Origin of the sequence: Undibacterium sp. KW1 (genome assembly GCF_009937955.1) — a bacterium.
GTDB lineage: Bacteria > Pseudomonadota > Gammaproteobacteria > Burkholderiales > Burkholderiaceae_D > Undibacterium.
On sequence record NZ_AP018439.1, the window covers coordinates 4,601,747 to 4,617,290 of the forward strand.

Annotated in this window: 10 protein-coding genes and 1 pseudogene; 7 read left to right on the top strand and 4 right to left on the bottom strand. The window is 53.7% G+C overall.

Going from position 1 to position 15,544, the window contains the following annotated elements:
• Window positions 1-2: 2 nt before the first annotated feature.
• The 6 genes and pseudogenes from UNDKW_RS20595 to UNDKW_RS20620 all read left to right on the top strand — a co-directional run bounded on the left by UNDKW_RS20595 (window position 3) and on the right by UNDKW_RS20620 (window position 5,921).
• Window positions 3-952: pseudogene (locus UNDKW_RS20595) on the top strand (hydroxymethylglutaryl-CoA lyase).
• Window positions 953-962: 10 nt separating this feature from the next.
• Window positions 963-1,349: a VOC family protein gene (locus UNDKW_RS20600; RefSeq protein ID WP_162060238.1), complete on the top strand. Its 387-nt coding sequence runs from the start codon at window positions 963-965 to the stop codon at window positions 1,347-1,349.
• A 53-nt stretch (window positions 1,350-1,402) separates the two neighbouring features.
• The gene (gene dctA, locus UNDKW_RS20605) at window positions 1,403-2,734 is read left to right on the top strand and encodes a C4-dicarboxylate transporter DctA (protein WP_162060239.1); all 1,332 of its coding nucleotides are present in this window, start codon (window positions 1,403-1,405) and stop codon (window positions 2,732-2,734) included.
• A 21-nt stretch (window positions 2,735-2,755) separates the two neighbouring features.
• Window positions 2,756-3,679 (top strand): D-2-hydroxyacid dehydrogenase, encoded by a 924-nt coding sequence (locus UNDKW_RS20610; protein ID WP_162060240.1) that lies wholly within the window; start codon window positions 2,756-2,758, stop codon window positions 3,677-3,679.
• Window positions 3,680-3,709: 30 nt separating this feature from the next.
• The gene (locus tag UNDKW_RS20615) at window positions 3,710-4,864 is read left to right on the top strand and encodes a glycerate kinase (protein ID WP_232063065.1); all 1,155 of its coding nucleotides are present in this window, start codon (window positions 3,710-3,712) and stop codon (window positions 4,862-4,864) included.
• Between the two features lie 305 nt (window positions 4,865-5,169).
• Window positions 5,170-5,921 (top strand): IS5 family transposase gene (locus UNDKW_RS20620; protein WP_370529042.1). Its coding sequence is split into 2 segments (ribosomal slippage): window positions 5,170-5,500 and window positions 5,500-5,921, totalling 753 coding nucleotides; the frame shifts between segments, so codons are not numbered across the junction.
• A gap of 14 nt (window positions 5,922-5,935) precedes the next feature.
• On the opposite strand, the gene UNDKW_RS20625 is transcribed toward UNDKW_RS20620, so the two are convergent.
• The 4 genes from UNDKW_RS20625 to UNDKW_RS20640 form a co-directional block, all read right to left on the bottom strand.
• Entirely contained in the window at window positions 5,936-7,204 is a 1,269-nt protein-coding gene (locus UNDKW_RS20625; protein ID WP_162060242.1) for a DUF2264 domain-containing protein, read from the bottom strand.
• Between the two features lie 40 nt (window positions 7,205-7,244).
• The gene (locus tag UNDKW_RS20630) at window positions 7,245-9,611 is read right to left on the bottom strand and encodes a beta-galactosidase (protein WP_162060243.1); all 2,367 of its coding nucleotides are present in this window, start codon (window positions 9,609-9,611) and stop codon (window positions 7,245-7,247) included.
• Between the two features lie 180 nt (window positions 9,612-9,791).
• Complete coding sequence (locus UNDKW_RS20635) at window positions 9,792-10,952, bottom strand: glycoside hydrolase family 88 protein (RefSeq protein WP_162060244.1); 1,161 nt, start codon at window positions 10,950-10,952, stop codon at window positions 9,792-9,794.
• Between the two features lie 127 nt (window positions 10,953-11,079).
• A complete protein-coding gene (locus tag UNDKW_RS20640) occupies window positions 11,080-13,950 on the bottom strand; it encodes a TonB-dependent receptor (protein ID WP_162060245.1) in 2,871 nt (956 codons plus the stop codon).
• 559 nt (window positions 13,951-14,509) lie between these two features.
• Between UNDKW_RS20640 and UNDKW_RS20645 the strand changes: the two genes are divergently transcribed.
• Window positions 14,510-15,541: a LacI family DNA-binding transcriptional regulator gene (locus UNDKW_RS20645; RefSeq protein ID WP_162060246.1), complete on the top strand. Its 1,032-nt coding sequence runs from the start codon at window positions 14,510-14,512 to the stop codon at window positions 15,539-15,541.
• The last annotated feature ends 3 nt before the right edge of the window (window positions 15,542-15,544 follow it).

Genomic DNA, 15,544 nt, shown 5'->3' on the forward strand with positions numbered 1-15,544 from the left:
TTATGAGCAAACAGCGTCTATACATCCAGGAAGTGGCCACCCGTGACGGCTTCCAGAACGAGGCAGCTTACGTCGAAACCGACGCCAAGATCGCACTGGTCAACCAGCTTAGCAAGTGCGGTTATGCCAAGATCGAAGTCACCTCGTTCACCTCGCCGCGCGCGATACCGGCACTGCGCGATGCCGAAGCGGTGATGCATCAAATAACCCGCAAGCCGGGCGTGATCTACACCGTGCTGGTGCCAAACCTTCGCGGTGCAGAACGCGCACTCTCCTGTAATGTGGATGAGATCAACTTGGTGATGTCAGTCAGCGAAAGCCATAACCGTACCAACCTGCGCATGACGCGTGAAGAATCGTTCACGCAACTGCAAGAAGTAATCACCTTGGCCAAGCAAACGCCGGTGGCAATCAATGTCTCGCTATCGACGGCAATGGGCTGCCCGATGGAGGGAGATGTGCCGGTGGCGACCGTGCTGGATTGGATGCAACGCTTTGCCGACCTTGGAGTCGACGGTGTCACCCTGTGTGACACCACCGGCATGGCTTATCCGGCCCAGGTGGCAGAACTGAGCTTCGCTGCGCGTGCACGTTTCCCGCAACTGGAACTGACCCAGCACTTCCACAACACTCGTGGCCTGGCGGCAGCCAACGCGCTGGCTGCGGTGGCTGCGGGAATAGACCGCTTCGACGCCTCGTTGGGGGCTTAGGCGGCTGCCCTTATGCACCTGGGGCGACGGGTAACGTTTGCACAGAAGAGCTGGTGCATCTGTTCGAACTGCAAGGCTATGATACCGGTGTCGATCTCAATGGCATCCTGCACGCTTCTGCCTTGTTGCCAGGGTTGATTGGACATGACGTACCCAGCCAGCTCCTAAAGGCCGGACCGCGTCTGAAACTGCACCCAATGCCAGCCAACAATGGCATGCCGACTCAAGTATTCAGGGCTTAAGGTGAACACAATGCGACTCATCGATCATCTCGACCATCTGGTACTGACCTGTGTGGATGTTGAAGCGACCTTGCATTTCTATTCCAAGGTATTGGGAATGCAGGTCGAAACCTTTGGCGCGGGCCGCACCGCGTTCCGCTTTGGCAACCAGAAAATCAATTTGCACCAGAAAGGAAAGGAATTCGAACCTAAGGCGCACCTGCCGGTGCCTGGTGCGCTTGACCTGTGCTTTATCGCCGCTGTACCGCTCAACGACGTGATCGCGCATCTGCGCGATTGCCATTGGCCGATCATCGAAGGTCCGGTGGAACGCACTGGTGCTACCAGCAAGATCCGATCGGTCTATATCCGCGATCCGGATTTCAACCTGATTGAAATATCAGAGTTGATTACATAATCAGCACTACCATCCCAAGACGGTCCCACAAAAAATATCAGGAGACAGACCGAATGAACAACATACTGCAAGCCGGGCCAGCGCCCGCAAAACCCGCCATCATCCGACGCAAGCCTTGGTGGCGACAGCTATATATCCAGGTGCTCATCGCCGTGGTGCTGGGCATACTGCTCGGGCACTACGCGCCATCCACCGCGACTTCGATGAAACCGCTGGGAGACAATTTCCTCAAGCTGGTTAAGCTGATGGTGGCACCATTGATCTTCTGCACCGTGGTACACGGTATCGCAAGCATGGGCGACATCAAGGCCGTCGGGCGACTGGGTCTCAAGGCCCTGGTCTACTTTGAAGTGATGACCACGTTGGCATTAATCATCGGCTTGCTCATGGTGAACTTATTCCATCCAGGTAGCGACATGCATATCGACCCTGCCACGCTGGATGTCAAGGCGATTGCAGGTTTCACCCAAACAGCGCATGACCAAACCGTCGTGGGCTTCCTGTCCCATATCATACCCAAAACCGTGTTCGGCGCTTTCACTGACGGCGATATATTGCAAGTCCTTTTTATCTCCATCGTTTTTGCGTTTGGCCTGCAGGCTCTGGGGGAGACTGGCCAGCCCATGCTGAAAGTGATCGATATCGGCGCTCACACCTTCTTCAACATGGTGCGTATCGTCATGTATGTATCGCCTATTGGCGCTTTTGGCGCGATCGCATTCACAATCGGTCAGTATGGCGTAGGTTCGCTGACCTCTTACGCACGCTTGCTCGGTACCTACTATATCACCGCCGTATTTTTCGTCGTTGTGGTGCTGGGCCTGACCTGCAGACTGTCTGGATTCAGCCTGTACAAATTCCTGCGCTATATTCGTGAGGAACTGATGATAGTGCTTGGCACATCCTCGTCCGAGTCGGCGCTTCCCCGGCTGATGGGTAAGCTTGAACGTCTTGGCTGCGACAAATCTGCTGTCGGCCTCATAGTGCCAGCAGGGTATTCCTTCAACCTCGACGGCAGTTGCATCAACATGACAGTACTGGCGGTATTCATTGCCCAAGCCACAGACACCTATTTGTCGCTGGGGCAGCAAGTCACCCTGCTGGTCATTCTGTTGCTGACCTCCAAAGGGGCGGCCAGCGTCAGCGGCGGTGCCTTTGTTGTACTGGCTGCGACCCTGGGTACCATACCGGGATTCCCGGTTGCTGGTTTGGTGTTGGTGCTGGGCGTCTATCGCTTCATCTCGGAAGGTGGTGCGCTCGTCAACGTGATCGGCAACGGAATCGCCACCATCGTGGTGTCGAAGTGGGAGAAAGTGCTTGATGAGCCCACCCTGCATCGGGAGCTCGAAAGAGGTCCGACACCCACACAGTCAACTCTTCCTTGAACTTTTTAAATAGGTCATATCATGAAAGTAGTCTTTCTTGACGCGGGCACCTTGCCAAGCCCTTTGTATTTTCCTGATGATTCAATTCAGTATCAGGCGTTTCCATCGACGGCACCAGAGCAGGTTATCGAACGCATCAGCGGCGCGACGGTAGTGATCACCAACAAGGTCCGACTCAACGCTGCGCATCTGGAATCAAGCCCGCAGCTAAAGTTGGTTGCGGTCGCTGCCGCCGGTACAGACAACATTGATCTGGTCACAGCGGTCAAACTTGGTATCCGTGTACAAAACGTACCAGATTATGGCTCCGACTCTGTGGCCGAACATGTTATCGCGACGCTCTTTGCACTGCGCCGCCACATCATCACCTACGCTGCCGCAGCTATTGATGGCCGATGGTCGGGGGCCCCCCAGTTCTGCTGGAACGGTCCCCGCATCCGCGACCTGGGCGGTAGCGTGTTGGGAGTAGTGGGGCGTGGTCGCATCGGCCAGGCCACCGCGCGCCTGGCCATGGGACTAGGAATGCAAGTGCTGTACGCCCAGGCACCCGGCTCAACGCAACGCGATGACGAACTTCCGCTGGACAACTTACTCGCCGTTGCCGACGCACTTACCCTGCACGTCCCGCTGACCGATTTGACCCGTGGCCTGATCGGACAAAGCGCACTTGAAAAAATGAAGCCAGATGCGATCCTCATCAATACCGGGCGGGGTGCGCTGGTCGATCCGCTCGCATTGGCATCAGCGCTGCGTAACCAGACAATCGGCGGCGCGGCGATTGATGTGCTGGAAGTTGAACCCCCGCCACATGACCACCCCTTGCTTGCTGCCGACATTCCAAATCTGCTGTGCACCCCCCATGTGGCGTGGGCCAGCCAGCGTGCTCAGGCGCGGTTGGCTGCCACGCTGGTTCAGTTGGTGCTAGAGCAGCGCAGAGTGTCTTGAACGGGTAACAAACTTCATCAGGGGTACATGATGGCACACGATACCAACCAGCCTTTGCGGGTGCTGATCGCACCGGACTCGTTCAAAGGCAGTCTGCAAGCGCACGAAGTGGCACAGCATATCGCCACTGGTGTGAAACAGGCAATCCCAAACAGCGTCATCACGCTGGCACCGATAGCCGACGGAGGCGAAGGTACCGCAAGAACGGTAGTCCAAAAGCTGGGAGGACATTGGGGCACGATTACCGTGACCAATGCCAACGGTCATGAGACAGAGTTGCCCTTTGGCGTTTGCAACAGCGCCACAGTGCCAGTATTTGCGATTTTCGACGTAGCTGAAATTGTCGGCCTGCCGGATGCCATACTGCCAGTTGAAGCTCGCACCACACAAGGAGTAGGCGAAGCGGTGCGAGCACTGGTCGGGCAAGGTTACAAAACGATCGTCGTTGGCCTGGGTGGCTCTTCAACCAACGATGGCGGCGTCGGCTTGCTGGCTGAGTTAATGGTGAACGTAAAAGATACGCATGGAAACGTGTTCGCACCAACACTTGGCACATTGGACAAAGTAAGCTCGGTGTCCATGCGTGAGGATGCTGCATGGCTATCCAACGTCAGTCTGATCGCACTCACTGATGTCAATAGCCCACTCGCCGGGCCCAACGGAGCAAGTCACATTTTCGGTACCCAAAAAGGCCTTATTGACGTCGATAAGGCCGATTGTCTGGTGCAGAAATTCGCCTCCAGGATCGGCACCATGCTCAACGAAGACCATTCCCGTATTGCAGGTGCGGGTGCGGCTGGTGGCTTGGGTTTTGCCATTCGGGTCCTGGGTGGCAGGCTGCAACCTGGTGCTGAATTTATATTGAATGTCCTGGGTTTGGATGATACGGGCATGGACTTCGACTGGGTGATCACAGGCGAAGGTCACTCCGACAGCCAGACACTCCTGGGAAAAGGCCCTGTCTGCGTCGCCAGACTGGCAAAGAAAAAAAATATCCCCGTAACCCTATTGTCCGGCGCAATAGCAAGCAGCACAGAACTGTTTGACGAATTTGATGGCTGCTTTTCGATTCAGCGCTCACCCGTGACACTTGCGTTTGCGATTCAACATACCGACGCACTGTTAGAGTCTGCAGCGCATAACCTTGCAGCACTCTTCCTCTGTGCTGCACGCAGGAATCAATAATAGAACTGACGAAAAATCGCCCCATCGCTGCAATGTATGCATCATCGAAGACGGCCCCTACTGGCTGCTGGCTGGGGGTCGATTTGTTTTAGGTGCAATAAGTGACGGCAGGAGATCGAGCATTGGCGTGAGGGTAGTTCTGTAAGTCAATGATTTCATTAAGGTTTCAGCTCATCGTTTTTCATCGGTTATGTGGCGTCAAACTGTTGCCGGTTTTAGCTAGGGCGTGTTGACATATCTATTTTGCATGAGGGCTGTTAACTTTTCCGAAAATGTTGACGTCCTTGAATTTGGGCGAATCAAGGATGTCGAGAATGTTGTTGCGTGACGATCAATGGGCAAGAATAGAGAGGCTGTTGCCTGGACGAACAGGAGGCGGAGGCAGGGCTGGTGGAAATGACAGGCTGTTTATTGAAGCAGTGTTGTGGATAGCCCGCACAGTTAGTCCGTGGCGAGATTTGCCGGTTGAGTTTGGCTACTGGAACACGGTCTATACGCGCTTTGCGCGGTGGTCTGAGCGAGATAGTTGGCAAAGTATTTTTTCTGTGTTGCGAGAAGAAGCTGATTTTGAAGAGGTGTACCTTGATAGCACAGTGGTGAGAGCACACCAACACGCAACGGGCGCTGCCAAAAAAAAGGAGAGCAAGCTCTTGGCCGTTCTCGCGGGGGATTGACTACTAAAATTCATGTATGTGTGGAAGGCTTGGGGGAAGCAGCCCGTTTCCTGCTTACTGGGGGTCATTGTCATGATGTGACGCAAGCAGAGGCATTACTCAAAGACCTACAGCCAGGAGCAGTACTGGCAGACAAAGCTTATGATGCCAATGCTTTGATTGCGCGCATTCAAGAGAGAAATGCGAAGGTTGTGATCCCGTCAAAATCGAACCGGAAAGAGCCAAGAGAAATTGATGCTTTTCAGTATCGCAACCGCAATGTAATCGAACGTTTTTTTGCGAGAATCAAACAATTCAGACGAATTGCAACACGCTATGACAAGTTGGCTTCTCGCTTCGCCTCATTCTTCGCTATTGTGGCTTCTTTTGAATGGCTAAAATGATATGTCAACACGCACTAGTAGCTGACAGGATAATCCTTGGGGAACTTGCGTCCGCCAAAGGCTTTCTTTTGCGTCCAGTCCAGCGGCGGGCTGGTCCAGTAAGTATCGGTTTCTGGCAGGCCGAGAGAAAGAAAACCTTCCGATGCCAGATACATGCTGCCATTATTGGAATACCAGTCGCCCAGTTCCGGTTGATGGCCGACAAAACCTATGGTCAGGAAACCATCGCTGGTGAAATTGCTGGGCTCGGTCCAGATCGCCTTGTGGACTGCCTGCATGGCGGCGCGTACCTGGCCTTCTGGCAGGCTGGCGGGCAATTGCTTGCGCCATGCCAACAACCCCAGCGGCTGGAATGCGGCCGTCCTGTAAGTCAGCGAGCGACCGATGGGAGGGTAAGTTCCTTCTGGCGAAATGAAACGTTCCAGATGCTCGCTATAGCGCTGCATGCGTTTCAGGGCCTGTGCCTGCAAGTCTGCAGGTTTGGCGTTCCAGAAAGGGCCTTTGAACTTGACCAGCACTTCCAGCACTTCATACAGCATGGGGTACATCACAAATGAATTGTAATAATCGAAGTGAAAGGCTTCGCCATCCTTGATCCAGCCATCACCGATATACCATTCATTGATCTTACGAATGGCGACATTCATGCGCATGGGGTCGTATTCTTCACCTATCGACATCAGCCAGGCTTCGTTCATTGCGGCAAACAGCATCCAGTTGATGTAGGGCGGTTCTATCCGGCGCAGGCCTTTGATCTCGCTGATGATGCGCTGTTTTGTGACGCTGTCCAGCGGTTCCCACAATGCCTTGGGTGCACGCATCAGGGCATTGGTGAAATAGGCTGAATCGACCAGTGCCTGGCCGTGGCCTTTCCATAAAAGATAATCCGGACTCTTGGGGTCTACCGAATGCGCATAGCTTTGCAAGGCCATTTGTTGCAGGCGTTTGCGAGTGCGGCCTTCGGGTGTATTGTCTTCTGGCAGAGCTAGCCACGGGGCTGCACCTGCGATCAGGCGACCAAAACACTCCAGATAGGCGACCTGCTTGTCGCGACCATCCCAGGTCGGGCTAAGCTCCAGTTGAAACTTCTTTTGCAATTCGCCTTTTGCCATCGCAGACAACACCGGCTCTGCCATTTTTTGCAATAGCCCTGTCATGTAGGCACGGTCGCTGCCGATGTCTGGTAAGGTCGTTGGGGCTGCCTGCACTTGTGTGCCGCTGGCCAGCAAGCCGCTGACGGCGGAGCCTGCTACCACTGCACGCATAAAATGTCGTCGTTCCATGTCTTCCTCTTGTTATGGTTTTTGGTATTTATTCTTCAGCTTATTCCTGAACGACCAGCGTATCAGCGACATAGACACGATAACGCTTGATGCGGCCGGTAACGCTATCGGCACCCTGACGTGGCGTATAACGTATCCCCGCCACCTCAACCTGTTTACCCAGGTCGAGAATCAATCTGTGTGGGTGAGTGCCGAATGGTGGCTTGCCACTGTAGGCGGTATGCCAATGATCGGTGATTTGTCCGTTGATGGCATTCAAGGCCGAGCCGTCTTCCTTATTTGCTTCTTCGCTACTGACATAGGCGATGGTCCAGCCGGACTGATTGAGTGTCTTGCCATCGGTGCCAAGCAAGGCCAGTTCTGCCACCGATGCAAACTGTTTGCCATCGAAGGCATCCAGTGACTCCAGACACAACTGACGCCCGCGTACCGGTTTGTCGAAACGTACATCCTGCGTCGCGCTGCCAGCTTGGAATTGCCCTTCATGCGCAGGCGTCAGGCCATCCAGCTTAGGCTTGGCTGTATTTGGTGGGCGCGGCAGGTCGCGTTCGGGATGCAGTTGATCGAGGATAGGTGTGCTTAGCCCAGCTATGCGCGCACTTTGTGGTCCGGTCAGGTCCAGCACCACGATGTCGTTGCGGCCAGGTTTGATCCAGGGGCCGGGCAGGTACATGGTCTGGGTTGGGCCTATACTCCAGTAGCGGCCCAGGCATCGGCCATTGATCCATACCACGCCCTGACCCCAGGTCGACATGTCGAGGAAGGTATCACCGCTAGAACTGACATCAAAACTACCGTGCCAGAATGCCGGGCCCTTTGCATGTCCAGGCTTCCATTTCAGTGCTGGCAGCTTGCCGTCGGCATCAAAGTCAATGGCGCGGATTTCCCAGTTTTCCAGCGCCTGCGGTTGGCCATTTTTTGGTTTGAAAACTACCGGGCCATGCAAGCCTTTTCTGTCGTGGATTTCCACTCCAAAATTCACACGGGCGATGGTGTACAACAGAATGTCCATCGTGACAGGCTTGCTGCGCGCGGCCAGTTCAACCCTAAAGCGATTATGCCGGGTATCCATGGTGCCGACCTGCTTGCCATCCACATACACCCAGGCCAGGTCACGCACCTTGGCCGCTTCGAGTATTCCTGCCGGGCCAGCGGGTAGCGTCACACGGTAGGTCACCAGACCACGGCTGATGTCATACTGTTCTATCGGTTGTGGTAATGTCGTCTTGATGACGCGCGGTGGCAGATTGGCAAATACGCTGGCTGATTCTTTCAGCGCAAAGGCAGCAATCTCAATCACTGGCATGCGCGGCGGCGCCGGCGGTAAGATTTCACCTTCAGCCAGGAAGGGCTGTATGCCGTCACGATATGCCTTGAACTTGTCGCCTGTCCACCCAGCTTCGCCAATAGGTGCATCGTAGTCATAGCTGCTGGTATCAGGCCGGAAAGGGCGGTCGCAACCACCCCATAAACCAAAGGTGGTGCCGCCATGCGCCATATACAGACTGAACGAACCATTGGCTTTCAGCATCGTCTGGATATCGGCCACTGCCTTGCTGGCATCACCACGGCGGTGCGGCGAGCCCCAGGTGTCGAACCAGCCGGAATAAAATTCCCCACACATTAGTGGGCCTTGCTGTACCGAGGCGAGCGCCTTGAAACCAGCCAGGGGTTGACTGCCAAAGTTGGCGACTGAAAATAGCTCAGGGATATGTGACTTGACGACCGCATTGGTCGGATTGCATTGAAACAGTGGTACGTCAAATTTGGCGTCCAGCAAAGCCTGGCGCATCACGCGCATGTATTCCAGGTCTTCGCCAAAGAAGCCATATTCGTTTTCTACCTGCACCATCAAAATCGGGCCACCCTGAGTAATCTGCATAGGTGCCAGTACACGGCCTACTTCATGCATCCAGCGGCGTGCCGGTTGTACGTAAGCATCGTCACGTGTGCGCAGGAAATTATCTTTGGGATGTTTCAGCAGCCACCATGGCAAGCCTCCCATTTCCCATTCAGCGCACGCATAGGGGCCGGGGCGCAGGATGACCCACAAACCCTCTTGCTGAGCGATGCGGCAGAACTCGGCGGCGTCGCGCTGGCCGCTCCAGTCGTATTGGCCTTCGCGCCATTCATGATAATTCCAGAACAGGTAGGCACACACGGTGTTCAAGCCCATGGCCTTGATGGCTTGCAGGCGGTGTCGCCAGTATTCACGCGGGACACGTGCAAAATGCAGCTCGCCACAACGAATTTGCAGGCGCTTTCCATCGAGTAAAAAATCGTTCTGACCTATCTGGAAGCGCGGCGACTCTGCCGCCTGTGCCTTGCCTGCAAGTGGAAAAAGCATGCTGCCAACGGCTGCTGCTGCACCCTGGATGAGACGTCTGCGCGGATGATATGTGGTCATGATGTAAATAAAGTTACGTGAAGTTGATCAGCGTCGCTACGCCATCATCTCTGTATAAAAACAAAGGCGGCCTATAGGGTAACCTTTGGTGAAACGTCCAGGACAGGAGAGGCAAACCTGGACGGAATAAACGATACCACTACGGCAAGCCATCCGGAGCCGGATTGGCGGGCGACGCCTTTAATGATCAATAAACCTGATCATTTCAGCCGCAGCCAGCAAGAAGGCCCCGACGCCGAAGGAAGTGAATGAATTCTGGTCTATGGTCTGCCCCGGTATGGCACGTTCACCGATAGGCTGCACATAGCCTATCTTGCCGCCAGGCTGCAATGCGACTGTGCTCAGGTAGTGCCAGCTCTTCGTGACTACCGGTGTGTATTCGGCTTTATCAAGGTAGCCATGGTTCATGCCCCATAGATATCCGTAGGTGAAAAATGCAGTGCCACTGGTTTCCCTGCCAGGTGCCTGAGCCGGGTCAAGCAGGCTGCGGGTCCAGTAGCCTTCTTCCTGCTGCACTGATTTCAGGGCCTTGGCCATCCCCTGAAAGCGTTGCACGAACAAGGCGTGGCTGGGATGGCTTGCAGGCAGGTCGGCCAATACTTTAGCCAGGCCAGCAAATACCCAGCCGTCACCACGTGCCCAGAAATCCTTGCCACCATTCGCGCTCTTGTGTTTGGGGTAGAGATATTTGGCATCGCGGTAATACAGATTACTTTCCTTATCGAACATTAAATGGTCAGCAAAAAGAAAATATTCCTGAAGCTTGTCGAGGTAGCGACGGTCGCCGGTGACCTTATACAGCTTGGTCATGACCGGCATGACCATGTACAGACCATCTACCCACCACCAGTAGTCATTGTTGGGCGTGCTCATCTGGTATTCCATGACTTCGCGTGCACGGGCGATCTTGCGTGGGTCTTTGTTGGCGTCCAGATTATATAAGTCTATAAACGTCTGATAACTGACTTGCCAGTCGCCAAACATCACATGTTCATCAGTTTCGCCATAGTTGTATTTCCAGCTGGCCTTGACGTCTGAGTTGGCCGAGCGCCAGCGGTTATGTTCGGCCCAGGCTGTCGAATAATCACGGTAGGCAGGATTTCCGGTTATGACATAGGCTTCCATATTGCCGGTGTGATAGGTGGCGATGTCCCAGAATGGCGACTGTCCGGGTGGATTGTTGCGTTGCCAGTAGCTGTTGGCCAGATTCAGGGCCGCCATCACTTCGGCCCTGGTGGTAGCAGGTATGCTGGCTGACTGCTTGACTGGTGTAGTGCTACAAGCGCATGCCATCAGCGCCAGACCTACCATTGCTGCCTGCAAATAGTGACGTCTCGTCATAGGTGGTGATCTTTCGTCGTGATCTTTGGTGAAGTTGGCAGGTGGCGGCGGACAAGTGTCGAACCTGTCTGCCTTGTGCCACCTCTCGCTGATGCCAAATAGGACTCCAGCGAGAATGCCAGAACGTTTATATTTTTCCGCGTATGCCTATTTTGATGGTGCGGCCATCGTACTTGGCATAATCCATACGTGTTTTCTGGCCATCGCCATAGCGGCCAGTGGCGTCTTCGAAGTAGTCATAGGCCAGGGTATTGGACAGGTTGAGTGCATCGATCCGCAGCTCGAACGATTCGCTCAGCTTGTAGCTGATGTTGGCGTCCATATAGCCACGGGCGGCGCGCCAGCGTATCAGGTCATTTCCGGTATTGGTCGGATTGTCACCATGCAGCGATCTGCCCTTGTAGTTGTATGACAGACGTAATGCCAGTGGACCTCGTTCGTAATATCCAGTGACGCTGTAGGCGTATTTTGGTACGGAATTGACCTCAATCTCTTTGCCAGCATTGGTGATCCACTTGGCGCTGTTAAATGGATTGATGTGCGTGTAGCTGGCCAATGCACCAAAGCCCCTGTACTGTTCAGGCAGGAAGTCGAATGCCTGCTGGTAAGCGACTTCGAAACCTTTGAGTGTCTGCTGGCCGGCATTGCTGTAGCTGCGCAATACCATAGGCAGGTTAGGGTCAACTTTACCCTGCGAGTTCTGGAAAATTGCACCAAGTGAAGTATCCGGCAGGCCCAGTGCACCGAAGGTGGTGTTGGTTGTGCTGGCTACAGTCGCATCAGACAAGTCTTTCTTGAACAGGGCAAGAGACAACAGACTGCCTGGACGGAAATACCATTCCAGACTGGTGTCGAGGTTATTCGATTTTTGTGGTAACAGATTAGGATTGCCAGCGGTTGCCGTGTTATCGAATGGGTTAGGAATGACAGTCTGTGCGGCAATGATGGACAGCGATGCACGGCTGAGGGTCTTGCCGTAAGACGCACGCCACATCAGATTGTCGGTCAGGTCCAGGGCCGCGCTGACGGCTGGCAAGACATTGCTGTAAGAACCATTTTCGGTATTTGGCAGATAGGCTCCGCCAGCACCGGTTTTCTTGAAATTATCGATGTTGGTATCGGTGGTTGAATAGCGCACGCCCGCGTTGATACGCAGTTCATGTTCCATGATCTGACCTTTGAAGTCGGATTGGATATAGGCAGTCGAGACTTTTTCCTTGGCGGTGAAACTTTGCGCAGGTGTGAAGCTGGCTTCCGAGTTATAGGTCAGCGGATTGAAGTTTCCGTAGGTATAGCCGCGGGTGAAGCTGGACCAGGCTTGTGGCCAGCCAGCACCAATATCGAGATTATCTATAGGCAGGTTAGACACCATGCCGCTGCGCAGGCTGGCAATGCCCATTGAGTTCAGTTGGGTGGTGGCAGCCGCTGTACCGTTGCGCTTGTTGATGCCTTTGGTTGTCTCAATGAGGGTCAGGCCGGCTTTCAGATGACCTTTCCAGTCGCCTGGCAGACCATAGTCCCAATCCGCAGCGATACGTGCCTGCTTGCCCTTGTCGGTCTCGCGGGTCAGGCTGGTGCCGATACCAAAGCCGGAATAATTATTCGGGTCGGTATAACTGCTGGTTGAAGACATCGATGGATAGACATGGTCAGACCCGTAGCCTATCGTAGAGGTAATACCGTACATATTCCCGCTCAGGGTATCCTGATAGCTGAGGGCTTTGCTTTGGTTGAAACTGACCTGGCCGCTGAACACCAGGTCTTTACTGGCTTCCCATGAACCGTTCAATGCGCTGTAGCCAAAGGTGGTCTCATCGTCGCTGTAGGTAACGCCATTACTAAGTACCGTGTTGCCAAAGGTACCTGTCATCAGGTTGGTTGCCGGGTCAATTTTGATGTTCATTGGTACCAGACCAGTGTGGCCGGTCTGGCCTGCGGCGGCAGTGCGGTTGTTGGTAAGGCTGTTGCGTATCAACAGGCCGAATGTGATTTCATCACGCTGGTTTTTTAGCTTGGAATACATGGTATCCAGGCTCAGGTTCAGGCCACCGCTTTTGTACTGGAGTGAAGAAACCAGACCATCACGCGTACGTTCATTACGGGAGCCATAGAAGCGATAGATACGTGGCAGATAGGCATTGTCGACATCGGAACGCGAATACCCGCTGAGGTTGGCGCGCGGGTCATCGTAGTCAAGCGCCATGGCAAAGAAGCCTTTGGTAGGAGATTGGCTGCCATAGAATGAACTGTTGTAACCGCCGGTCGCTTCGAAACCGGAACGGTTATTAACGCCACCGGAATGCGATCCACCAAGCAGCAGACCCCAGTTTCCCCAGGTGTTGGAGTACAGGGCGAAGCCAGTTGGATCAACATGCTTGGACATGGTGTTATACGCGCCTGACACGCTATACCGTATGGCTTGTTTAGGATTATCGAATGGACGTGGTGTCTGCAAGTCAACCACACCACCCAGACCGCCTTCAGTCAATTCTGCCAATGGCGATTTGTAGAAATCGACACGTCCGAACAGTTCAGACGCAAACACGTCGTAATTGAAACCGCGTGCGGCAGTGCCGATAGTGCTGGTCGAGGTTGTGTTGACGGGAGCACCGTTGAGGGTGGTAACGGAGTATTCGGTCGGCAAGCCGCGAATCGAGATGCGCTGGCCTTCGCCCGAGCTTTCGTCGCGATTCAGGATAACGCCAGGGACACGTTGCAGCGATTCTGCCACGTTCGCTTCCGGGAACTTGCCTATGTCTTCAGCCACGATCGAGTCACGCGTGCCTATCGCCTTGGCCTTCAGGTTGAGAGCCTTTTGCAGGCTGGAGCGAAATCCGGTCACGACCACGGTTTCGGCTTCTGCCGGCGGGGCTGGCACATCAGTTTTGACCGGATTGGCCTGTGCGCCTGCGGCAGGCGCTTCTTGCGCAGTGGCTTCAGCGCCATAAAATGCCGCCAGGGCGAGTGGCAGCACGGTGGCTAAAATTTTCTTTTTCACTATGGTCTCCGTTGAATTACAGACAGTCTTGAAGGCTGCATGATGTAAATACAGCACGGGGACGCTCAATCTGGCGACTTGTATTCCGCACTGCTTAAAGTTTTCAGTAATGTGTTTCAGTATTGGCTTGTTCATCACTTCAACGGGTGGTATTTCATCCTGTTTGAGTGACATGGTTACGTTACCACATGAAATCAGAATGTACAAAGTCCGCTATACGGGTGAATGAAGATGTAAGTTAAGTCATTGATTTTAAACATGAAAAAATATTGAAAATAAGGCGAAATGATGTGGTATCGTTACCACATCAGAAAATTAAACCAACAATAATCAATTATTTGATTATTGCCGGGCATGTGCTTTATTCGCTTCTATATTTTTTCGGAGACAAGCTCTTTTCCTTGTGTAGTGCGCGAAAATACTGGCCGTGTTTTGCCGCTTGCGGGACAATTCTGCACCTTGTCTGCTTCTTGTCTCCACTTCAGCTGCGACTTAAGCAGATGTGAAATTGGCAATGCCCGGACCATGAATATTGAGTTCTTTAAATTTTGGAAGATAAATGCGCAAAGTCAGCAAGTTAAGTGAAGTGGCCAAGATTGCCGGGGTGTCGCCGATCACCGCTTCGCGTGCAATTCGAGGTGTTGGCTATGTATCAGAAGAAGCCCGTGCACGCATCATGGATGCCGCTGCCCAGCTTAATTACACGCCGGATATGTTGGCGCGCCGCATGCGCGGTGACAAAAGCAATCTGATCGGCGTATTTGTGAACAACTATGGTTCTTTGGTGTTGCATGAAATCATCAAGGCCATCACGCAGGAAGCCAGGCGCAAGGGTTTCGACCTGATCGTCTTTAATGCGGAAAGGTTTGATCGCCCCGGTCGTATCGAAACCAGCAATATGCTGAGTCAGTTGTGCGACGGACTCTTGCTGCTGTTGCCAAATTCCAGCGACAGCTACCTCGATCTCATAGATAAACAGGGTTTCCCCTGTGTGCTGGTCAATTTTGATGCCAGACAAATGAATATGCCTATTGTTGTGGCCGAGAACCGCAATGGCGCACGTACGGCTGTAGAACATCTGCTGGCACTGGGGCACAGGCGCATTGGTTTCGTGGCTGGAACTGCAGGAACAGGTCAGAGTGCCGAACGCGAAAAAGGCTATGTGGATGCGATACAGGCAACCGGGCTGTCGGTTGATCCGGCCTTGATCGTGCAGGGGCAATTCATGCAGTCAGGTGGGTATTCTGCGACCGAAACCTTGTTGTCGCTGGCAGTTCCACCTACCGCCATATTTTGTGCGAATGATGAAATGGCATTCGGTGCCATTGATGCGATCAATAGCAGAGGATTAAAGGTTCCCGATGATGTGTCGGTAGTTGGCTTTGACGATATTCCAACGGCGAGCTATGTCTTTCCAACCCTGACCACCATGCGCCAACCCTTCGCCGAAATGGCCAACCGTGCGGTCAGTGAAGTGGTGGAAATTATTCAGGGCAGGGAAATCAAAGCGGCGAAAATCGCGTTTGCAATGGATATTGTCGTCAGAAATTCTACCGCGCCGCTGAAGAAGACCGCTCAGTCTGTGTCATAAGTG